Origin of the sequence: Taishania pollutisoli, from assembly GCF_014518315.1 — a bacterium.
Taxonomy (GTDB): Bacteria; Bacteroidota; Bacteroidia; order Flavobacteriales_D; family Crocinitomicaceae; genus Taishania; species Taishania pollutisoli.
In genome coordinates this window covers 143,263-158,973 of sequence record NZ_JACVEL010000001.1, presented here as the reverse complement: position 1 = coordinate 158,973, position 15,711 = coordinate 143,263, and the positions used below count along the sequence as shown (strand labels likewise).

At 39.7% G+C, this 15,711-nt stretch carries 14 protein-coding genes; 7 read left to right on the top strand and 7 right to left on the bottom strand.

Annotation, left to right across the window (positions count from 1 at the left end):
• Positions 1-51: 51 nt before the first annotated feature.
• Positions 52-468, bottom strand: coding sequence for an ArsR/SmtB family transcription factor (locus H9Y05_RS00655; RefSeq protein ID WP_216713225.1), 417 nt, complete (start codon positions 466-468; stop codon positions 52-54).
• 218 nt (positions 469-686) lie between these two features.
• On the opposite strand from H9Y05_RS00655, the gene H9Y05_RS00650 reads away from it, so the two are divergent.
• Complete coding sequence (locus tag H9Y05_RS00650; protein WP_216713224.1) at positions 687-3,518, top strand: alpha/beta hydrolase family protein; 2,832 nt, start codon at positions 687-689, stop codon at positions 3,516-3,518.
• The gene (locus H9Y05_RS00645) at positions 3,505-3,867 is read left to right on the top strand and encodes a VanZ family protein (protein WP_216713223.1); all 363 of its coding nucleotides are present in this window, start codon (positions 3,505-3,507) and stop codon (positions 3,865-3,867) included. The genes H9Y05_RS00650 and H9Y05_RS00645 overlap by 14 nt, the downstream gene beginning before the upstream one ends.
• Positions 3,868-3,934: 67 nt before the next feature.
• On the opposite strand, the gene H9Y05_RS00640 is transcribed toward H9Y05_RS00645, so the two are convergent.
• Entirely contained in the window at positions 3,935-5,071 is a 1,137-nt protein-coding gene (locus H9Y05_RS00640; protein WP_163492228.1) for a hypothetical protein, read from the bottom strand.
• 217 nt (positions 5,072-5,288) lie between these two features.
• Between H9Y05_RS00640 and H9Y05_RS00635 the strand changes: the two genes are divergently transcribed.
• Complete coding sequence (locus H9Y05_RS00635) at positions 5,289-5,744, top strand: twin-arginine translocase TatA/TatE family subunit (RefSeq protein WP_163492227.1); 456 nt, start codon at positions 5,289-5,291, stop codon at positions 5,742-5,744.
• Positions 5,745-5,813: 69 nt separating this feature from the next.
• On the opposite strand, the gene H9Y05_RS00630 is transcribed toward H9Y05_RS00635, so the two are convergent.
• On the bottom strand, positions 5,814-7,844 hold the full coding sequence (locus H9Y05_RS00630) for a dipeptidyl-peptidase 3 family protein (RefSeq protein ID WP_163492226.1): 2,031 nt from the start codon (positions 7,842-7,844) through the stop codon (positions 5,814-5,816).
• A 218-nt stretch (positions 7,845-8,062) separates the two neighbouring features.
• On the opposite strand from H9Y05_RS00630, the gene amaB reads away from it, so the two are divergent.
• Entirely contained in the window at positions 8,063-9,619 is a 1,557-nt protein-coding gene (gene amaB / locus H9Y05_RS00625; RefSeq protein ID WP_163492225.1) for an L-piperidine-6-carboxylate dehydrogenase, read from the top strand.
• A 576-nt stretch (positions 9,620-10,195) separates the two neighbouring features.
• Here amaB and H9Y05_RS00620 read toward each other — a convergent pair.
• The gene (locus H9Y05_RS00620) at positions 10,196-11,485 is read right to left on the bottom strand and encodes a hypothetical protein (protein WP_163492224.1); all 1,290 of its coding nucleotides are present in this window, start codon (positions 11,483-11,485) and stop codon (positions 10,196-10,198) included.
• A 23-nt stretch (positions 11,486-11,508) separates the two neighbouring features.
• On the bottom strand, positions 11,509-11,871 hold the full coding sequence (locus H9Y05_RS00615) for a DUF1304 domain-containing protein (protein ID WP_163492223.1): 363 nt from the start codon (positions 11,869-11,871) through the stop codon (positions 11,509-11,511).
• A 107-nt stretch (positions 11,872-11,978) separates the two neighbouring features.
• Here H9Y05_RS00615 and H9Y05_RS00610 point away from each other — a divergent pair, with 107 nt between their 5' ends.
• Positions 11,979-12,419, top strand: a complete 441-nt coding sequence (locus H9Y05_RS00610; RefSeq protein WP_163492222.1) for a nucleoside deaminase — start codon at positions 11,979-11,981, stop codon at positions 12,417-12,419.
• On the opposite strand, the gene H9Y05_RS00605 is transcribed toward H9Y05_RS00610, so the two are convergent.
• Positions 12,408-12,848, bottom strand: a complete 441-nt coding sequence (locus H9Y05_RS00605) for an SRPBCC domain-containing protein (RefSeq protein ID WP_163492221.1) — start codon at positions 12,846-12,848, stop codon at positions 12,408-12,410. The genes H9Y05_RS00610 and H9Y05_RS00605 overlap by 12 nt on opposite strands.
• A gap of 61 nt (positions 12,849-12,909) precedes the next feature.
• Positions 12,910-13,491: a Crp/Fnr family transcriptional regulator gene (locus tag H9Y05_RS00600; protein WP_216713222.1), complete on the bottom strand. Its 582-nt coding sequence runs from the start codon at positions 13,489-13,491 to the stop codon at positions 12,910-12,912.
• A gap of 64 nt (positions 13,492-13,555) precedes the next feature.
• Here H9Y05_RS00600 and H9Y05_RS00595 point away from each other — a divergent pair, with 64 nt between their 5' ends.
• A complete protein-coding gene (locus H9Y05_RS00595) occupies positions 13,556-14,761 on the top strand; it encodes a DegT/DnrJ/EryC1/StrS family aminotransferase (protein ID WP_216713221.1) in 1,206 nt (401 codons plus the stop codon).
• A gap of 57 nt (positions 14,762-14,818) precedes the next feature.
• Positions 14,819-15,361, top strand: a complete 543-nt coding sequence (locus H9Y05_RS00590; protein ID WP_216713220.1) for a hypothetical protein — start codon at positions 14,819-14,821, stop codon at positions 15,359-15,361.
• The last annotated feature ends 350 nt before the right edge of the window (positions 15,362-15,711 follow it).

The following is a 15,711-nucleotide window of genomic DNA, read 5'->3' as shown; positions in this document are numbered from 1 at the left end:
GTAAATAGAGGTGCGAATATTTAATATAATACAGCGGAAAATAGATTGATGTCAGGTTTTAAAATACGACTGCCAATTTGTACATGCTTGAAATCTGGAATGAAACTTTTGAAGAACAGCATAGTTATTATCCGATTTGATGTCTGTATTTTTCAGTATTTTTCCTATAATCTGTGTGATCATGACCAATGCTTCCTGTTCGATTCTGTAACTGAGATGGCATTTATTGTTTTTTTGGACAACTTTTGTCTTGAATACTCCTGAATGAGTTAACACTTTCAAATGCTGTGACAATGTTGCTTGTGAAAGTTTAATCGCAGCCTTTAGTTCTTTGGTTGTGATGTCTTCATCCGTACTTTCTGCAACAATTAAAACGGCTTGCATTCTGGCTGGATGTGCGATGGCTTTTAGTATTTCAGTGAACTCAACGACCTCAGACGGGTATATTTCATATTTTGTAGCTCCCATAGTAAAAGGAATTTAAAAGATAGGTTTTGATTTTCTATATGAATGTAGTGAATAATTTTGAATTGAACAAATTAAATATTTGATAAATTGCGTTTTATCTTCATGTCGTAATATTGCGATATCTCCATATTGATAAAAATTGATATTCCTTTCATATTTATTATTTTTACCCTCGTCAATACATCTTTAACCAGTTTAAGATAACATTTATTCATCATATGAAACAATTAAGAATTCTTTTTATAGCTGCCTTTCTTCTTTTGATAGCAACACATGCATTCGGACAAAAAAAGGTCATTGACTATCATGCATTCGATGAATGGAAGACATTGAAAAACGAACAAGTATCACCAAGTGGAAAATACATTACATATGAAATCCAACCTCATAAAGGAGATACGTACTTGTATTGGTATAACACGGAGACAGAAAAGTCAGATTCTGTTCTCAGGGCAAAAAATGCAAGTTTTTCGATGGATGAAACATTTCTGGTATATACCATTGAAGCAGGATACGACACCTTGCGAAAAGTTGAACTGGAAAAAATTGATAAAAAGAAATGGCCCAAGGATTCCCTTGCTGTATATTCATTTCAAACCGGGAAAACAGTAAAAATTTCGAATGTAAAATCCCACCAATTAGGAGAAAAACACAACTGGTTGCTATACCTTGAAAATGAAAATACACTAAAAACATCTGAAACGGGAAAGTCGATTGATCCTAAAAAGAAATCAAGAGACGATGTATTTTTCGGGTTTTCAGATAAAAAGAAAAAAGAAGAACCTCAAAAAAAGCAAGAACCTAAATCAGACGGAAAGGTGCTGCGTCTTTGGAGTTTAAGCGATGGGAACAAGATCGCATTTAAAGACGTAACTGAGTATGCTCTTTCTGAGACGGGGAAAACACTTGTTTATGTTCAACATATCAATGATACCTGCAGAGTTAATCTGCTTGATTTGAATTCATTTCAACACCGGGAATTGGGGAAGACGTTTTCAGCAGCTGAAGGATTTGTTTTTGATAAAAAATCAGAACGATTGGCATTCCTCGGGGCTCAGGATACTACAAAAACTAAAGTCTTTGAACTATTCTACTACGACTTGAAAAAAGGAGAACTCTCGTGTTTAGTTGATACGACTTCAGCAAATATTCCGAAGGAATGGACAGTTGTTAAAAATATAAAACCTCGTTTTTCTGATGTAAATGACCAGCTGTACTTTGGTGTTTTTGAAATTCCTGTTCAGGAGCCAAAGGATACACTGATTGAGAGTGAAAAGCCAAAATTAGATGTGTGGACGTATAATGAACCTGTTTTGCAGACGCAACAGTTATCGGGTGTAAAGAGAGATGCGAACAAGGCATACTGGTATGCGTACGATTTCGAACAAGCTAAAATTATAGGTTTAGAAGACGATACACTATCTATCCAACCTAATTTCTATGAGTTAAAGGAGTTTGCTTTAGCGAGTAATTCCAGACCTTATGAATTGGAATACATGTGGGACATTTCAGGCAAGAAAGACTATTATCTGGTACATTTGAAAACCGGTGATAGAAAATTGGTCAAAAAAGGAACAACGACTGCAGTTGAATTATCTGGAAAAGGAGATCAGTTTGTCTATTTTAATCATGAAAATGGCCAGTATTATGCAGTGAATTTACTAACAAATTCCGACGAATGTCTGACGTGTACGGAGAAAGGAAAGACGTGGTCCGGGGATAAAAACGGGATGCCGATGGAAGAATTCGTCATTGGTGTTTACGGTTGGAATAAAAATGGGACAGAAGTTTATTTTAGCGAGAAAAATGATTTTTATAAATATGATTTTACAGTTGGAAAACTGGTTTCACTGACGCAGGATATCGGTAAAAAGAACAATATTGAATTCACTGTTCAGCAATGGAACCGGGATTCTTCTTTTGTTGAATTAAATAATTTTTACCTCATTGGGTTGGACAAACAAACGAAAGGTTCTCACTTATATACTTTTGAAGAAAATACCTTGGTAAGGCAAGACTACTGGGATGCAAAAATTACATCGTTGAAAAAAGCAAAAAACGCACCGGTTTATTCAATTCGTAAGCAAACAGTAACAGAATATCCTGAATTGAGTTACTGGAAAAATGATAGTAAACAATTGAAGCAAATTTCGGTAACAAATCCCCAACAGCAAGAATATAACTGGGCAACGGTAGAATTGATTTCATGGAAAACATATAAAGGATTGAACCTGGAAGGGCTACTATATAAACCTGAGGACTTTGATGCGAGTAAATCGTATCCGCTGCTAGTTTATTATTATGAATTGTATTCAGATGATTTGCATAACCACTACGCACCTCGCCCGACGGCTTCCATTATCTTTCCTACGGAGTACGCTTCTGCCGGTTATGTCGTATTTATTCCGGATATTCGTTATGAACCTGGATACCCTGCAAAAAGTGCTTATGATTGTGTTATGAGCGGTACAGATGCCGTTCTGAAAAAATATACCAATATTGATTCAACAAGAATGGGGTTACAAGGACAAAGTTGGGGAGGCTACCAGACTGCTCAGCTGGTCACAATGACGAATCGCTACAAAGCTGCAATGGCAGGTGCTCCTGTTGGAAATATGTTCTCCGCATTTGGAGGGATCCGATGGTCTACAGGGATGAGTCGCCAGTTTCAATATGAAAAGACACAAAGTCGCATCGGGAAAACTATTTGGGAAGCACCTGAGTTATACGTGGAAAATTCACCTGTTTTTCACTTGCCGAATGTTCAGACACCTTTATTAATTATGCACAACGATGATGACGGAGCAGTGCCATGGTACCAGGGAATTGAAATTTTTACAGGTATGCGTCGCCTGGGGAAACCTTGTTGGTTACTCAACTACAATGGTGACGGACATAACTTGATGAAGATGGCGAATCGCAGGGACTTGAGTATTCGGATGCGTCAGTTCTTCGATCATTATTTACAAGGACAACCAGCACCACGTTGGTTAACAGAAGGTATTCCGGCGGTTAAAAAAGGAAAAGAACTTCGCTATGAAGTGGATTAAGATAAGTTTGATTCTTGTTGTTTCCGGTATCGTTTATTTAAGTCTAAAACCCCCTTCCGGCGGTGTCGAGATTAAAATCAATGACAAAGTAGGACATTTGATTGCGTATAGTGTACTGACAATAAATGCAGGGTTACTCTTTCCGAGAAATAAATGGGTTTTTGCAGCATTGTGTTCTTTTTTCCTGAGTTGTATGTTGGAGTATTTGCAGGGATTTGTTCCGGGGCGAACGGTTGACTGGAAGGATTTGATAGCTAATTTCACGGGAGTAGTGATTGGGTTAGTCATTTTATATACATTCGGAAGCCAGACTTTGAAAACCCTTAAAAAGATAAAATTGGTTGAATAGCAAAATGGTCATGTCGCAATATTGCGATATGACCATTTTGCATAATGACAAGATAGCTTTTTCCCGGTTATTCCATTTTCTTGACAATCGTTCCGTCCGTATACATATATATCTTAAGCCCTCTGTATGTCTCATCAACAAGTTGCCCCATTGTATTTACAATTTTATCCAGAACTTTTGTTTTTAATGAGTTATCAAGACTAATAATATCAGAACTCTTTTCCCGCCCGTCAAAATCAATTTGTTTTAAACGGTAATAATTTACTGTATGTTCAAAATCAGTGTCAGAATAGCGATATTCCTGTGGATAGTGTATTGTTCCGGCTCCTGGGAGCGTCACAAGGTGAATCCAATTGCTTCCATCGATACTGCGCTCCAGATTAAAATGAGAATTATTTTTCTCTGTAGCAGTTTGCCATTTTAATATGTTCATGCGATCGGTTGTATCCCCTGTAAATGAGACTAATTCGATGGGAAGAGGTGCGCAATTTGCTATAAGGTTAGAGACAACAATGTATTGTTTGGGAGTATTATAGCTGGAAGGACTTACGGCTGATTGATACCTGATTGTAATTGTTTTTACCTGGTCGCAACCACTCGCGTCATTTCCTACCCGGACCCGGTTATTCCCGTTGCACAAACATCCCTGACTATCGGCAGAGGTATATGTTAAGGTCGTTGTTCCGTTTCCCGCTGTCGTACCATTCCCTCCGGTGACACAGGAAGCTTCATTGTATATCTGCAGTGGATTTCCGGAGTTGTCGGTTGCCGTGACAATCACTCTGTCATTCCAGCTTCCGTAACCATCGTCATTTACATCGTACAATCGGAAGCGAACAGCTCCTACAGCATGACTAAATGTAATTGTTGTTGTGATTGTCTTTGTTGTATTAGTTGACCAATCGGTGCTTAACAGTAGTCCCTGGTTATCTGTTCCGATCCCTGAACACCCCATGCCTGAGACAGATGAACCGGTTGCAAGAAACAGAGGAGCTCCGTCCTGCCATACGTTTTCAGAATTTACAATCGTAGCACTCATTGTTATCCCACCGATTGCAACTCCTGTAAAAGTACGATTTACGCCTGTTCCACCATATGTTCCGCTCCATGGAAAAGTGGTTTGAGCATGTAAGTATGTGAAATGAAAGAAACAGAAAAGGGTATATGCCAAATACCTTACAAGAGAGATTGTATTCGTTTTCATAGATGAGTTATTAAAATTAGTGTTTAACAGTTCTTACGATGTCAAATGTAAATGATTATTTAAAAGGATTAAATAGTTGTTATTGTTTTGTTGTCAGTTTGTTAACTTTTGGTCTGAATCCCCTTTTTATAAATTATAATTTCACATAAAAAAGTTAATTTCCGTTTAAATTTCCCGGGGCTCCAAAATTTCCTTAATTTTGTAAAAAAAGTAAGTTGTGTATTTATTTTTAAATGATGTAGCCGGATCGGAGATACTTTTGATCCTTCTTTTTATCCTGATCTTTTTTGGTTCCAAGAGTATCCCGGGTATTGCAAAAACAATGGGACGTACCATTCGCCAGATTCAGGATGCAACATCGGATATCCAAAATGAAATTAAAAAATCGACCAACGAGTATAAGAAAGATTTGAATTTAGATGGAATTTTTAAGGAAACGACAGAAGAAATTCGAAGGCCAATTGACCAAATGGTAGATGAACTGGATCATTCAGTTAAATATACTCCCCCTCCAAGGGCAAATTTTCCTCCGAACCAGACAGCAACGGAAAGCCCTGTACAACCACCGTCGATTCCTGAACAAACCGAACAGAAAACAGGAGAGACGGATGAACTACCAAAACAAGTCCTTGATACTGCTACAACAGAAACTCCCAAAGAAGAAAAAGCTTAATGAACATATACAAAAAGCCCGGAAATAATTATCTTCCGGGCTTTTTAATTTAAATGGATCAATCCTTTATCAGTTCAGGAAACTGTATTTTTTTCCATAGTCCAGCATTTGCTCTACAAAGTTCTTATCATAAGAAACTTTTACATCGATGATCTCTCCGTTTTTGTTCAGGACAGGAACCAGTGTCGGGTTTACAAATCCATAGTAAGGAGCAATGTTCAGTGGTTTTACCCGTTCCAACACTTCTTTATGCAATGCATAATCCACTTTTACGCCGTAGTTATCAACCAGTGCCTGGCCGGCTTTAAAATCGCCTTCTGATTTAATGCGTTGAATTTCTTTTAACAGCTGGCCAAATAAATCCCGCAATTTAGCATAGTCACGTACAACAAAATAGGTCTTTCCGTCTTTCATGACTTTTTCCACTACCTTGTCCCTTTGCCCTTTTTCAAGAACCCATTTTGCCACCAACTGACGATTTTGCATGTGCTCTTCCTGCAAACTTTGTCCGAGTTCCAGGCGCTGTAACTGCGTCATTAACCCATTTCGAATGTACCCGTCGTATTCAGCTTTGGCGACATCCAAAGACTCAATCAGACCCAGATCAATCATTTTCTTATCCATGATGTAATACAAACCAACCAGGTCCGCTCTTGCTTCTTCCAGCGTACTCGCATACTGCTTCAATGTTTCAGAAGGTTGCCCGATTCCCGGATTCAATTGCCCGGACGCATGACCAATTACTTCATGCAATGCCGTGTGTAATTTACCTGCCAGGTAACTGTGTTGTTGAGCCAGTCGTTTTTCTTCATCTGAGTATGCAAACTCGTCCACTAATCCTTTACCTCCCGCTTTGTCATAGGCGGAAATGATATTCCCCAAACTTACCGACTTGGAACCGTGTTCTTCGCGAATCCAATTATTGTTAGGTAAATTCACTCCGATCGGCGTAGACGGAGATGCATCTCCTGATTCACTTGCAGTTTGTACAACTTTATAACTGATTCCTTTGACTTCCTTTTTCTTGTGTTCAGGAATCAACGGGGAATTATCTTCGAACCATTGTGCATTTTCTGCCAGAACTTTCATCTGCTTTGATGCTTCAAAATCAGTAATCTGAACAATGCTTTCAAAGCTGGCTTTAATGCCGAGTGCGTCTCCGTATACTTCAATGAACCCATTGATCCAGTCAATATCCCCTTTCGTAGATTTTGTCCATAAGACGTTGTAATCATCCCAGGTTTTCAGGTCTCCGGTTTTGTAATAGTCAATCAATTTCTCCAATGCTGCTTTCTGATCTGCATTTTCCGCTACAGTTGTTGCTTTCTCCAGCCAATAAATGACCTGATCGATTGCTTTTCCGTATTTACCTCCTGATTTCCATACATCTTCATATAATTTTCCGTCTTTCAAAATTAAGGTGGAATTCAGCCCATGCTCTACAGGTGGCTTGGGATCAGTGTTTGTTTTTCCTGCATAGAACTTTTCCACCATTTTTTGTGTCACTCCAGGTCCGTAAAAGCCATTAGCGGAAGCAACTATAATATCCAGTTTCGGATCTTTGATCTTGCGTAGTTTGGCACGCTCAGGATTGAAAATCACATCTACTGTGTCATCATCCAATTGGTGGTTTACGGCTTTTAGCAGAGAGAGAAAATAATCTTTAGAAAATTTCGGATTGAACTTCTCCATACCGTAATGGTGATGAATGCCATTTGCAAACCATACCTGTTTGGCATAGGTTTCAAATTTACTCCATTCATCACCCGAACGTTCTCCCTTGTAATGCTCGAAAATGTGTTCAATTGCTTTTCGTATTTTCAGGTTGTAAGGGTTATTTTGATCCCAATTGATATCGCGACCTGCCAATCCTGCCTGGGATAGATAATAAACCAGTTTTTTTTGATCCAGGGAAAGTTTATCAAAATCGTTAATTTCATACCGTAGAACCTGGATGTCTGCAAAACGGTCTACTTTTACATCGCCTATTTCACTCACAATTTCTGTTTTTTCTTCATTGGAAGGTGCCTCCTTGGAAGAGCAGCTCGCCGCCATTATTCCCAAAACAAGCAACCCGACAGTCATATCATTTCGTTTCATGTTCGCTTACAATTAATTCACGGATAAATGTATAAAAATATCCCTATGAACGCAAACAGGATAAAATGGAATTTCGTTTCGGAGCGAAGAATACACAATACAGAAATTGAATGTTTAAAATTTAACAAAATAAGTCAATATCTTTAAAAAGCACATCTTCTATTCCCATTCTGAAGTAAAATCTATTACCTTTGCACAACTTAAAAACTAATAACGAGATGTCACAAGTAATAAATAATTTTGAAGTACGTCAGATCCTGGAAGAATTGGGAATTGAAGACGTGAATAACGGAGCTTCTACAGGTGGAAGATGGTTCAATACACGCGGAGAAAAGATTACCTCATATTCGCCGGTAGACGGTGCGGTAATCGCAACGGTAGATTCTGCAACGGAAGCTGATTATGAAGCGCTTGTGCTGAAGGCACAGGAGGCATTCAATGAGTGGAGAACATGGCCTGCACCCAAAAGAGGAGAGGTTGTGCGCCAATTGGCTGAAAAAATCCGCGAATATAAAACTGCTCTTGGAACATTGGTTTCTTATGAAATGGGAAAATCCCTGCAGGAAGGATTGGGTGAAGTACAGGAAATGATTGATATTTGTGACTTCGCAGTTGGTTTATCCCGTCAGCTTTATGGTTTGACAATGCACTCCGAGCGTCCGGGACACCGTATGTATGAGCAATACCACCCGCTGGGAGTTGTCGGAATTATTTCGGCATTCAACTTTCCTGTTGCTGTGTGGAACTGGAATACGGCACTTGCGTGGGTGTGCGGGGACGTAACGATTTGGAAGCCTTCTGAAAAGACACCAATCACTGCAATTGCATGCCAGCAAATCACCAAGCAGGTGTTCGATGCAAACAATGTTCCCGAAGGAGTTTCCAGCTTAATTATCGGTGATGCTTCAATCGGAAAATTAATCGCTGAAGACGGACGTATCCCGTTGGTTTCCGCGACAGGTTCAACACGTATGGGAAAATCCGTAGGAGCTGCTGTAGGAGCACGTTTAGGGAAATCATTGTTGGAGTTAGGAGGTAACAATGCGATCATTATTACACCAAGCGCTGATTTAAAAATGGTAATTCCGGGTGCAGTATTCGGTGCAGTGGGTACGTGCGGACAACGATGTACATCGACTCGTCGTCTGATCATTCATGAAGAAATCTATGACAAAGTAAAAGATGCGTTGGTAAAAGCATACGGACAGTTAAAAATCGGGAACCCGTTGGATCAAAACAACCATGTTGGGCCACTGATTGATACGGATGCGGTAAATGCATATCTGAAAGCATTGGAGCAGGCAAAAGCAGAAGGCGGAAATATTCTTGTAGAGGGAGGTGTTCTTTCGGGAGAAGGCTATGAAACAGGATTGTATGTAAAACCGGCGATCGTAGAGGCACAAAATCATTTTAAAATTGTTCAGCACGAAACGTTCGCTCCGATCTTATACCTGATTAAATACAAAGGAGGAGTCGAAAATGCAATTGCTCTGCAAAATGGCGTTCCTCAAGGATTGTCCTCTGCAATTATGACTACGAATCTGAAAGAAGCGGAAATGTTCTTGTCAAATGGTGGTTCAGATTGTGGTATTGCAAATGTAAATATCGGTACTTCAGGAGCTGAAATCGGTGGTGCATTTGGTGGTGAAAAAGAGACAGGTGGCGGACGTGAATCAGGTTCTGATGCATGGAAAATTTATATGCGCCGTCAAACAAATACAATCAATTACTCTGATAGCTTACCGTTGGCACAAGGGATTAAGTTTGAATTGTAATACAAGTAAATAATACAAGGGAGGCGGGGTGTGATTGAAATTGCATCCTGTTTTTTTGTTATATCATCATATCGCAATATTGCGATATGACAATTTAGCTATCAGGCAGAGGAATGTCAAAGGGATGGCTGCAAATACCTTCAAATGCAATGTCAATAGCCAGCGTTTTAGCAACAAGACGTTAACTGTGAGATACGTAATACACACACGATGGGAAGGAAAGTAATTTGGCCGGTGAATTTGTAGATGGATTAAAGAAGTGAGAATAGGATCTGAGGAGACTAAAAAGTTCCCTGTAAATAAATGAATGGGAATTGAGTGAAATCGTACAGTATTATAATTTGGGACACTTCTTGCAGTGAACTCCTTTCTTCTTGTACTTTTTACAACAATTTTTTTTCTTTGCACACCCGCAATTATCCCCGCAACTAAACATAAAAAGTGGATGCTCCTGTTGCATTTTTTCTTTGAGTACCATTCTTATTTAGACTAATTTTAAACAAAAGTAATATCTATTTTTTAATTGGAAGGCGGATTTTTATAACAAAATTCGTTTTGGATATTAACAATCGGAATTTAAAGCTGGCGTTTTGCCATCAACTCAAGGATTCCGATCAGAGCATCCTTTTCATTTTTAAATGTAACGGCTCCTGTAAACTGGTAAGTTGTTGCATTCATCGGGGTCATTGTGATCAGGCACATCTGTGTTTCACGAATAAAGTCCATTCCCAGCGAAAATGAAGGATTCATGCGAAGCGCAAATAAAATCAGCCGGCTTCCGTGAATTGTCACAAGCGGCTGTAATGAACCGGAGAGAATTAAACCGATTGATTGCCGGTTTTCATTGATTTCGGCATGTTTATTAGTGCCTAAGAAAATTGTCTTTTCATTCAGCTGATTCACAAAATAAACCTGTTTGCCAACTTGAATCGATGTAGCTGTTTCCTTCCACACAGCATTGGGAATGTGTTCAACCAGTTGTTGTATTGTTGTTGCTTGTTCAAAACCAAGAACGAGATCTGCGTCGGGAAGCGGGGTAATCGTTCCGTTCGCTTCCGAAAGTGTAGTTCCCCGGTAATTCATACTAATTCCTGAAAAATGCAGGTTTGATCCGATCAACTTGTTTAGCGTATCATTTAATTCTGCTGTAATCAAATCACTGGTAAAATGCAGGTCGGCCGGAGTTAATACAAAATTCAATGTTCCGGGCTTCAATGTACCGTCGTGGTGAATAATTCCATCTGTCTGCAAGACATTGTTCTCTGCAGAAAAACGAATGTCAGAAGTTTTTCCCGCCGATGTGTGGTGAACAGTAATCAATGGATTGGTATCAGCAGGCTTTACGAATTTACCGGACCCTTGTTTGCAGGTTTCAATAAACTGGTACAATTCTTCTTTCGATAAGGTTTTTGATTGAACAACCATTCCATAGTTTTTATCACTTTTGGCAACGCTTGTACTCCCCAGGAACATATTAATGTTTTTATTCCAGGCTGAAGCATTTGAAATGTGAACCACAAATCCCCTGACCGGTTGGTCGCGATAAGTTGATTCAAAATATGAAACAGGTCGAGCCCAATTGATCCCGTATTCTTTTTCAAAGCGGTTTCCACGAGCGAGTTCCTTTATTTTCCGGATAAATTTATCTCCTTTACCTTCGAGCAACAGGTGTTGTAACAGCTCATCAAATGCTTCCTGTCCATTAATGTTGACAACCAGTTTTGCATGTTCTGGAACTAAATACGGAACGTGGTTATTATCCGGTTGTACGACAAAAATCGTAACAAGTGAATAACTTACCCACAAAAAAAACAAGAGAAAAATTCCTGTAATAAATGAAAAAAGAAGTGTCAGTAATTTTTGCACGGAATCAGAAGAAAAGGATTAGATTATTTCAACAGTAAAACAATCAATGCTGCAATGGCAGGACATGCTTGTGTGAGGAAAATTTTCTTTGAAGCAGATAGTGCTCCGTATACACCCGCAATAATGACACAGGATAAAAAGAAAGCCGCAATATTGTCCGCCCAGCGTTCGTCACGGATAAAAAAAGACCAGATCAGTCCTGCTGCCAGGAAGCCGTTGTATAGTCCCTGGTTGGCCGCCAGCCCTTTGGTCGGAGCAAACAAATGTTCAGGAAGTGTTTTGAATGTTCTCTTCCCAATCGTTTCCCAGGCAAACATTTCAAAATATAGAATATATAAATGCTCAAATGCTACGAGACCGATTAATACTTTTGATACAATTTCCATATGTTACTGTATTATGTTTAACAAAGGTAGATAACTGCTAACAAATATAAATTAAAGATGACTCAATCCCGCTTCTTTGTTTAAATTTGTTATTCAAACAAGACGCTATGATTTCGCCATATAACGATGAGTACTATATGAAACAAGCGCTGTTGGAGGCGCATAAAGCACTTGAAAAAGACGAAATACCTGTCGGAGCGGTGATTGTTGCTAATCAACAGATCATTGCGCGTACCCATAATCTTACAGAATGCCTGAACGATACAACAGCTCACGCAGAAATGCAGGCCATTACATCGGCATCGGGACACATCGGAGGAAAATACCTGGGCGGCTGCACCTTGTACGTAACCCTTGAACCGTGTGTCATGTGCGGAGGCGCCTTGTATTGGTCGCAAATCGACCGCATTGTGTTTGGGGCAAAAGACGAAAAGAGAGGTGCGGGAAGGTATGCGGGAATCTATCACCCCAAAACAAAAATCGAAGGAGGATTACTGGAGGAGGAATGTGGAGAATTAATCCGAACGTTCTTCAAATCAAAACGCTGATCCGCTTTTTTCAACCAAGGCTTTCAGCTGCCGGTTCATTGCCTCGAATCCTTTTCGTGTGTTCTCCAGGTTCATCATTCCCACTAAGATTCCGGAAAACAGTTCCCGTTGTATAAATAACGTCGTACCAGCTGTATTTTCTGATAATTCAAAGATGTGTTCACCGTCAAATAATCCACCCACCAGTAGTTTTCCTTTCCATCTCAATTCTTTATGTGCCAGGCATGAAAGAACGACAGGCTTAAAAGTCATTGGTTTTGATTGAGGTGGATGGATGCGCACCGTGATACGGGCTCCTTCTTCAGCCTTTCCGTTGATAGAAGTAATGAACGGGTTCCAGTTCGGAAAACTTGCAAAATCAGTCAGCGCCGACCATACGTGTTCAATACCGGCATGAATAATAATGGATGTGGTAATTTCTTTTTTCATTGTTGTTTAATTTTAATACGGCAAAGTTCACAACAACAAGCCGATTACCACTTGATAAAAATCAAGAATTCAATGTTGTCATTTTATTTCTGATCCGGCTGAACGTCTCAGGTGTCATTCCCAACAGAGAAGCAATGTATTGCAATGGAACCTGGTTAAATAACTCTTTATTTGCTTCAAAGAAAGATGCGTAACGTTCCTCTGCAGTCATGGACAAATGCGAAAAAATCCGATCTTCCATAATGGTGAAACACCGGGCAATGAATAATTTTTCAAGCACCTGCCATTTCGGAACCAATGTTTCCAATGCCTGGTAATTCTTTTTCTGCAAAGTAAAAAGAGTGGTGTCGGTTAATGCCTGGATCGTCCAGCGTGCCGGGGTGTCAAAGAGAAAGTCGGAGAGGTCTGTGACAAACGAATTGCTTGTGGAAATCCATTGTGTTACTTCTTTCTTTTCCGTTTCTACATAAATCCGCAGTAATCCCTGCTGTACAAAGCTCAATTTTTCACATCGTTTACCTGTCTTTAAAAAGTAATCACCTTTGGAAATCGTTTCTTTTTCAAACAAAGAAGTAATTGTAGTGAGTTCAGCCTGTTCAAGTTCACCGAAGTACAACTCAATTGTTTTTTCAAGCTCCGTCATATTTATTCTTTTCGCTGTTTTCTGAATGTAAAATTACTAACTTCGCAACAATCAATTAAAATATATGATTCCTTTTTCACCCCCACGTATCGATCAGAAAGTAATCGATGAAGTAACAGCAGCATTGCAAAGCGGATGGATCACCACCGGCCCGCGAACAAAGAACTTTGAAAAGCGAATTTCAGAATACTGTGGTTGCCAGACAACCGTAGCGGTAAATTCCTGGACAATGGGAATGCAGGTACTGTTGCATTGGTGGGGAATCAAAGCAGGAGATGAAGTCATTTTGCCGGCATACACGTACTGTGCCAGTGCCAATGTAATCATCCATGCAGGAGCAAATCCGGTAATGGTTGACTTAAATGCGGAAGATTTTAATATCAATGCCGAAAAGGTAAAAGCTGCAATAACTGCCAAAACAAAGGCAATTATCGCAGTTGATATTGCAGGTTACCCCTGTGATTATGATAAATTGTACAGGGTTATCGATGAAAAACGAAACCTGTTTGTGGCTTCTTCAGAACAGCAGGAACAATTGGGGAGAATCTTATTGATCTCCGATGCTGCACACAGTTTCGGTGCAACGATGAACGAAAAAAGAAGCGGGGCCCTGGCAGATATCAGCACGTTTTCATTTCATGCGGTCAAAAACCTCACTACTGCGGAAGGAGGAGCAATCTGTTTTAATCTCCCGCAACCATTTGATCACGATGCAATCTACAAACATTTTTGTACACTGATTCTTCACGGTCAGTCGAAAGATGCATTGGCCAAAACGCAAAAAGGAAATTGGCGTTACGACGTAGAAGATCCCGGTTTTAAGTGTAACATGACAGATTTGCAGGCGGCGATTGGTCTGGTAGAACTGGACCGGTACCAGGAGAACCTGGACAGAAGAAAGCATATTTTTGACTTATACGATACTGCTTTTAGTGTGGAAGAATGGGCGATTACTCCTAAGTATAAAGACAAACACAAGGAGACGTGTTACCATTTATACCTGTTGCGAATCAAAGGAGCGACGGAAGCGCAGCGGGATGCGATTATGCAGGAAATTTTCGATAGAGATGTGTCTGTTAATGTCCATTTTCAACCGCTTCCAATCTTAACGGCATACAAAAAACGTGGTTATAAAATAGGAGATTACCCTGAGACATGGAATAAATATGCCAATGAGATTTCACTGCCGGTTTATTTTGATCTGACAGACGAACAGGTTGCAACCGTAATCCAGGCAGTAAAAGAAGGATACCGGGCAGTGATGGGATAACATTTGGCTGGTTCTGTAAATAATTCTACCTTTACCAGTACCTTGATGCAATGAATAATGAGAAATAAAGTTCACCCAGGAATACTTGCAGGAATGTTGATGGCAACATTAATTGCGTGTAAAAAAGATCCTTCCGCTTCGTTGGAAATTGCAATTACAGCAGATAAAACCCAGCACCTGAATACGTCTGTGAATGTTCAGGAGATCTGGTTGAACTATGCAACGAAAAAATCAAAATCCGAGTGGATTAAACTGGATATTGCCGCAGGTGTGTACGACCTTTCCGACTTGTATAATGATCAGAGGGATACGGTAATTATGGTGCAGACAGGCATCGAAGATATTCAAACCTTGTTGCAGGTGCGCTTTACATTTGGAGCAACTGGCAATTCAGTGATTACACAGGCAAATGATACCCTCAGTATGAACATGTCCACAGCTGCGCTGGCAGGAATCAAAGTCAGCCTGAACAAAAGCGTGGAATCGGGTAAGTTGTATGACCTGAGACTGGCAATCAAAGCGGATTCTGCGGCGATCCATTTACCTGAGCTGGTTTTTGACCCGTCGATCCGGGTCGATTCGTTGACACAACAACCTTAAATTGTTTTCAATTTGAAAACGACGGATTCATTTTGAATGAAAAGAATCCATACGCGCTAATTCCTTTTATTTTTAATTAACTTGTTATCAGTGTGTTGTATTTTTTTTGGTGGTTTTTATTGTTTGGCAAAAAAGTTGTGTTTATATGAACCAACAAGACACCTTGATAACAATCAAAAGTCAAAGACATTAAATCCGTCTACATTTTACAACTAAAAACCACATCATGATAGAAAGACTGCGTTGAAGGACGCAGTCTTTCTATTTTATACCTGTTCATTTCGTATGTAAACCTGTTCATTTGGTGCCGAATCCCGGGACTAAAACCGTTCAACAATAATTACAACCAT

Coding starts and splice junctions, on each gene's coding strand:
- H9Y05_RS00650 (WP_216713224.1), top strand. CDS start 687: ATGAAACAATTAAGAATTCTTTTTATAGCTGCCTTTCTTCTTTTGATA.
- amaB (WP_163492225.1), top strand. CDS start 8,063: ATGTCACAAGTAATAAATAATTTTGAAGTACGTCAGATCCTGGAAGAA.
- H9Y05_RS00630 (WP_163492226.1), bottom strand. CDS start 7,844: ATGAAACGAAATGATATGACTGTCGGGTTGCTTGTTTTGGGAATAATG.
- H9Y05_RS00600 (WP_216713222.1), bottom strand. CDS start 13,491: ATGACGGAGCTTGAAAAAACAATTGAGTTGTACTTCGGTGAACTTGAA.
- H9Y05_RS00590 (WP_216713220.1), top strand. CDS start 14,819: ATGAGAAATAAAGTTCACCCAGGAATACTTGCAGGAATGTTGATGGCA.
- H9Y05_RS00640 (WP_163492228.1), bottom strand. CDS start 5,071: ATGAAAACGAATACAATCTCTCTTGTAAGGTATTTGGCATATACCCTT.
- H9Y05_RS00645 (WP_216713223.1), top strand. CDS start 3,505: ATGAAGTGGATTAAGATAAGTTTGATTCTTGTTGTTTCCGGTATCGTT.
- H9Y05_RS00605 (WP_163492221.1), bottom strand. CDS start 12,848: ATGAAAAAAGAAATTACCACATCCATTATTATTCATGCCGGTATTGAA.
- H9Y05_RS00615 (WP_163492223.1), bottom strand. CDS start 11,871: ATGGAAATTGTATCAAAAGTATTAATCGGTCTCGTAGCATTTGAGCAT.
- H9Y05_RS00610 (WP_163492222.1), top strand. CDS start 11,979: ATGATTTCGCCATATAACGATGAGTACTATATGAAACAAGCGCTGTTG.
- H9Y05_RS00655 (WP_216713225.1), bottom strand. CDS start 468: ATGGGAGCTACAAAATATGAAATATACCCGTCTGAGGTCGTTGAGTTC.
- H9Y05_RS00595 (WP_216713221.1), top strand. CDS start 13,556: ATGATTCCTTTTTCACCCCCACGTATCGATCAGAAAGTAATCGATGAA.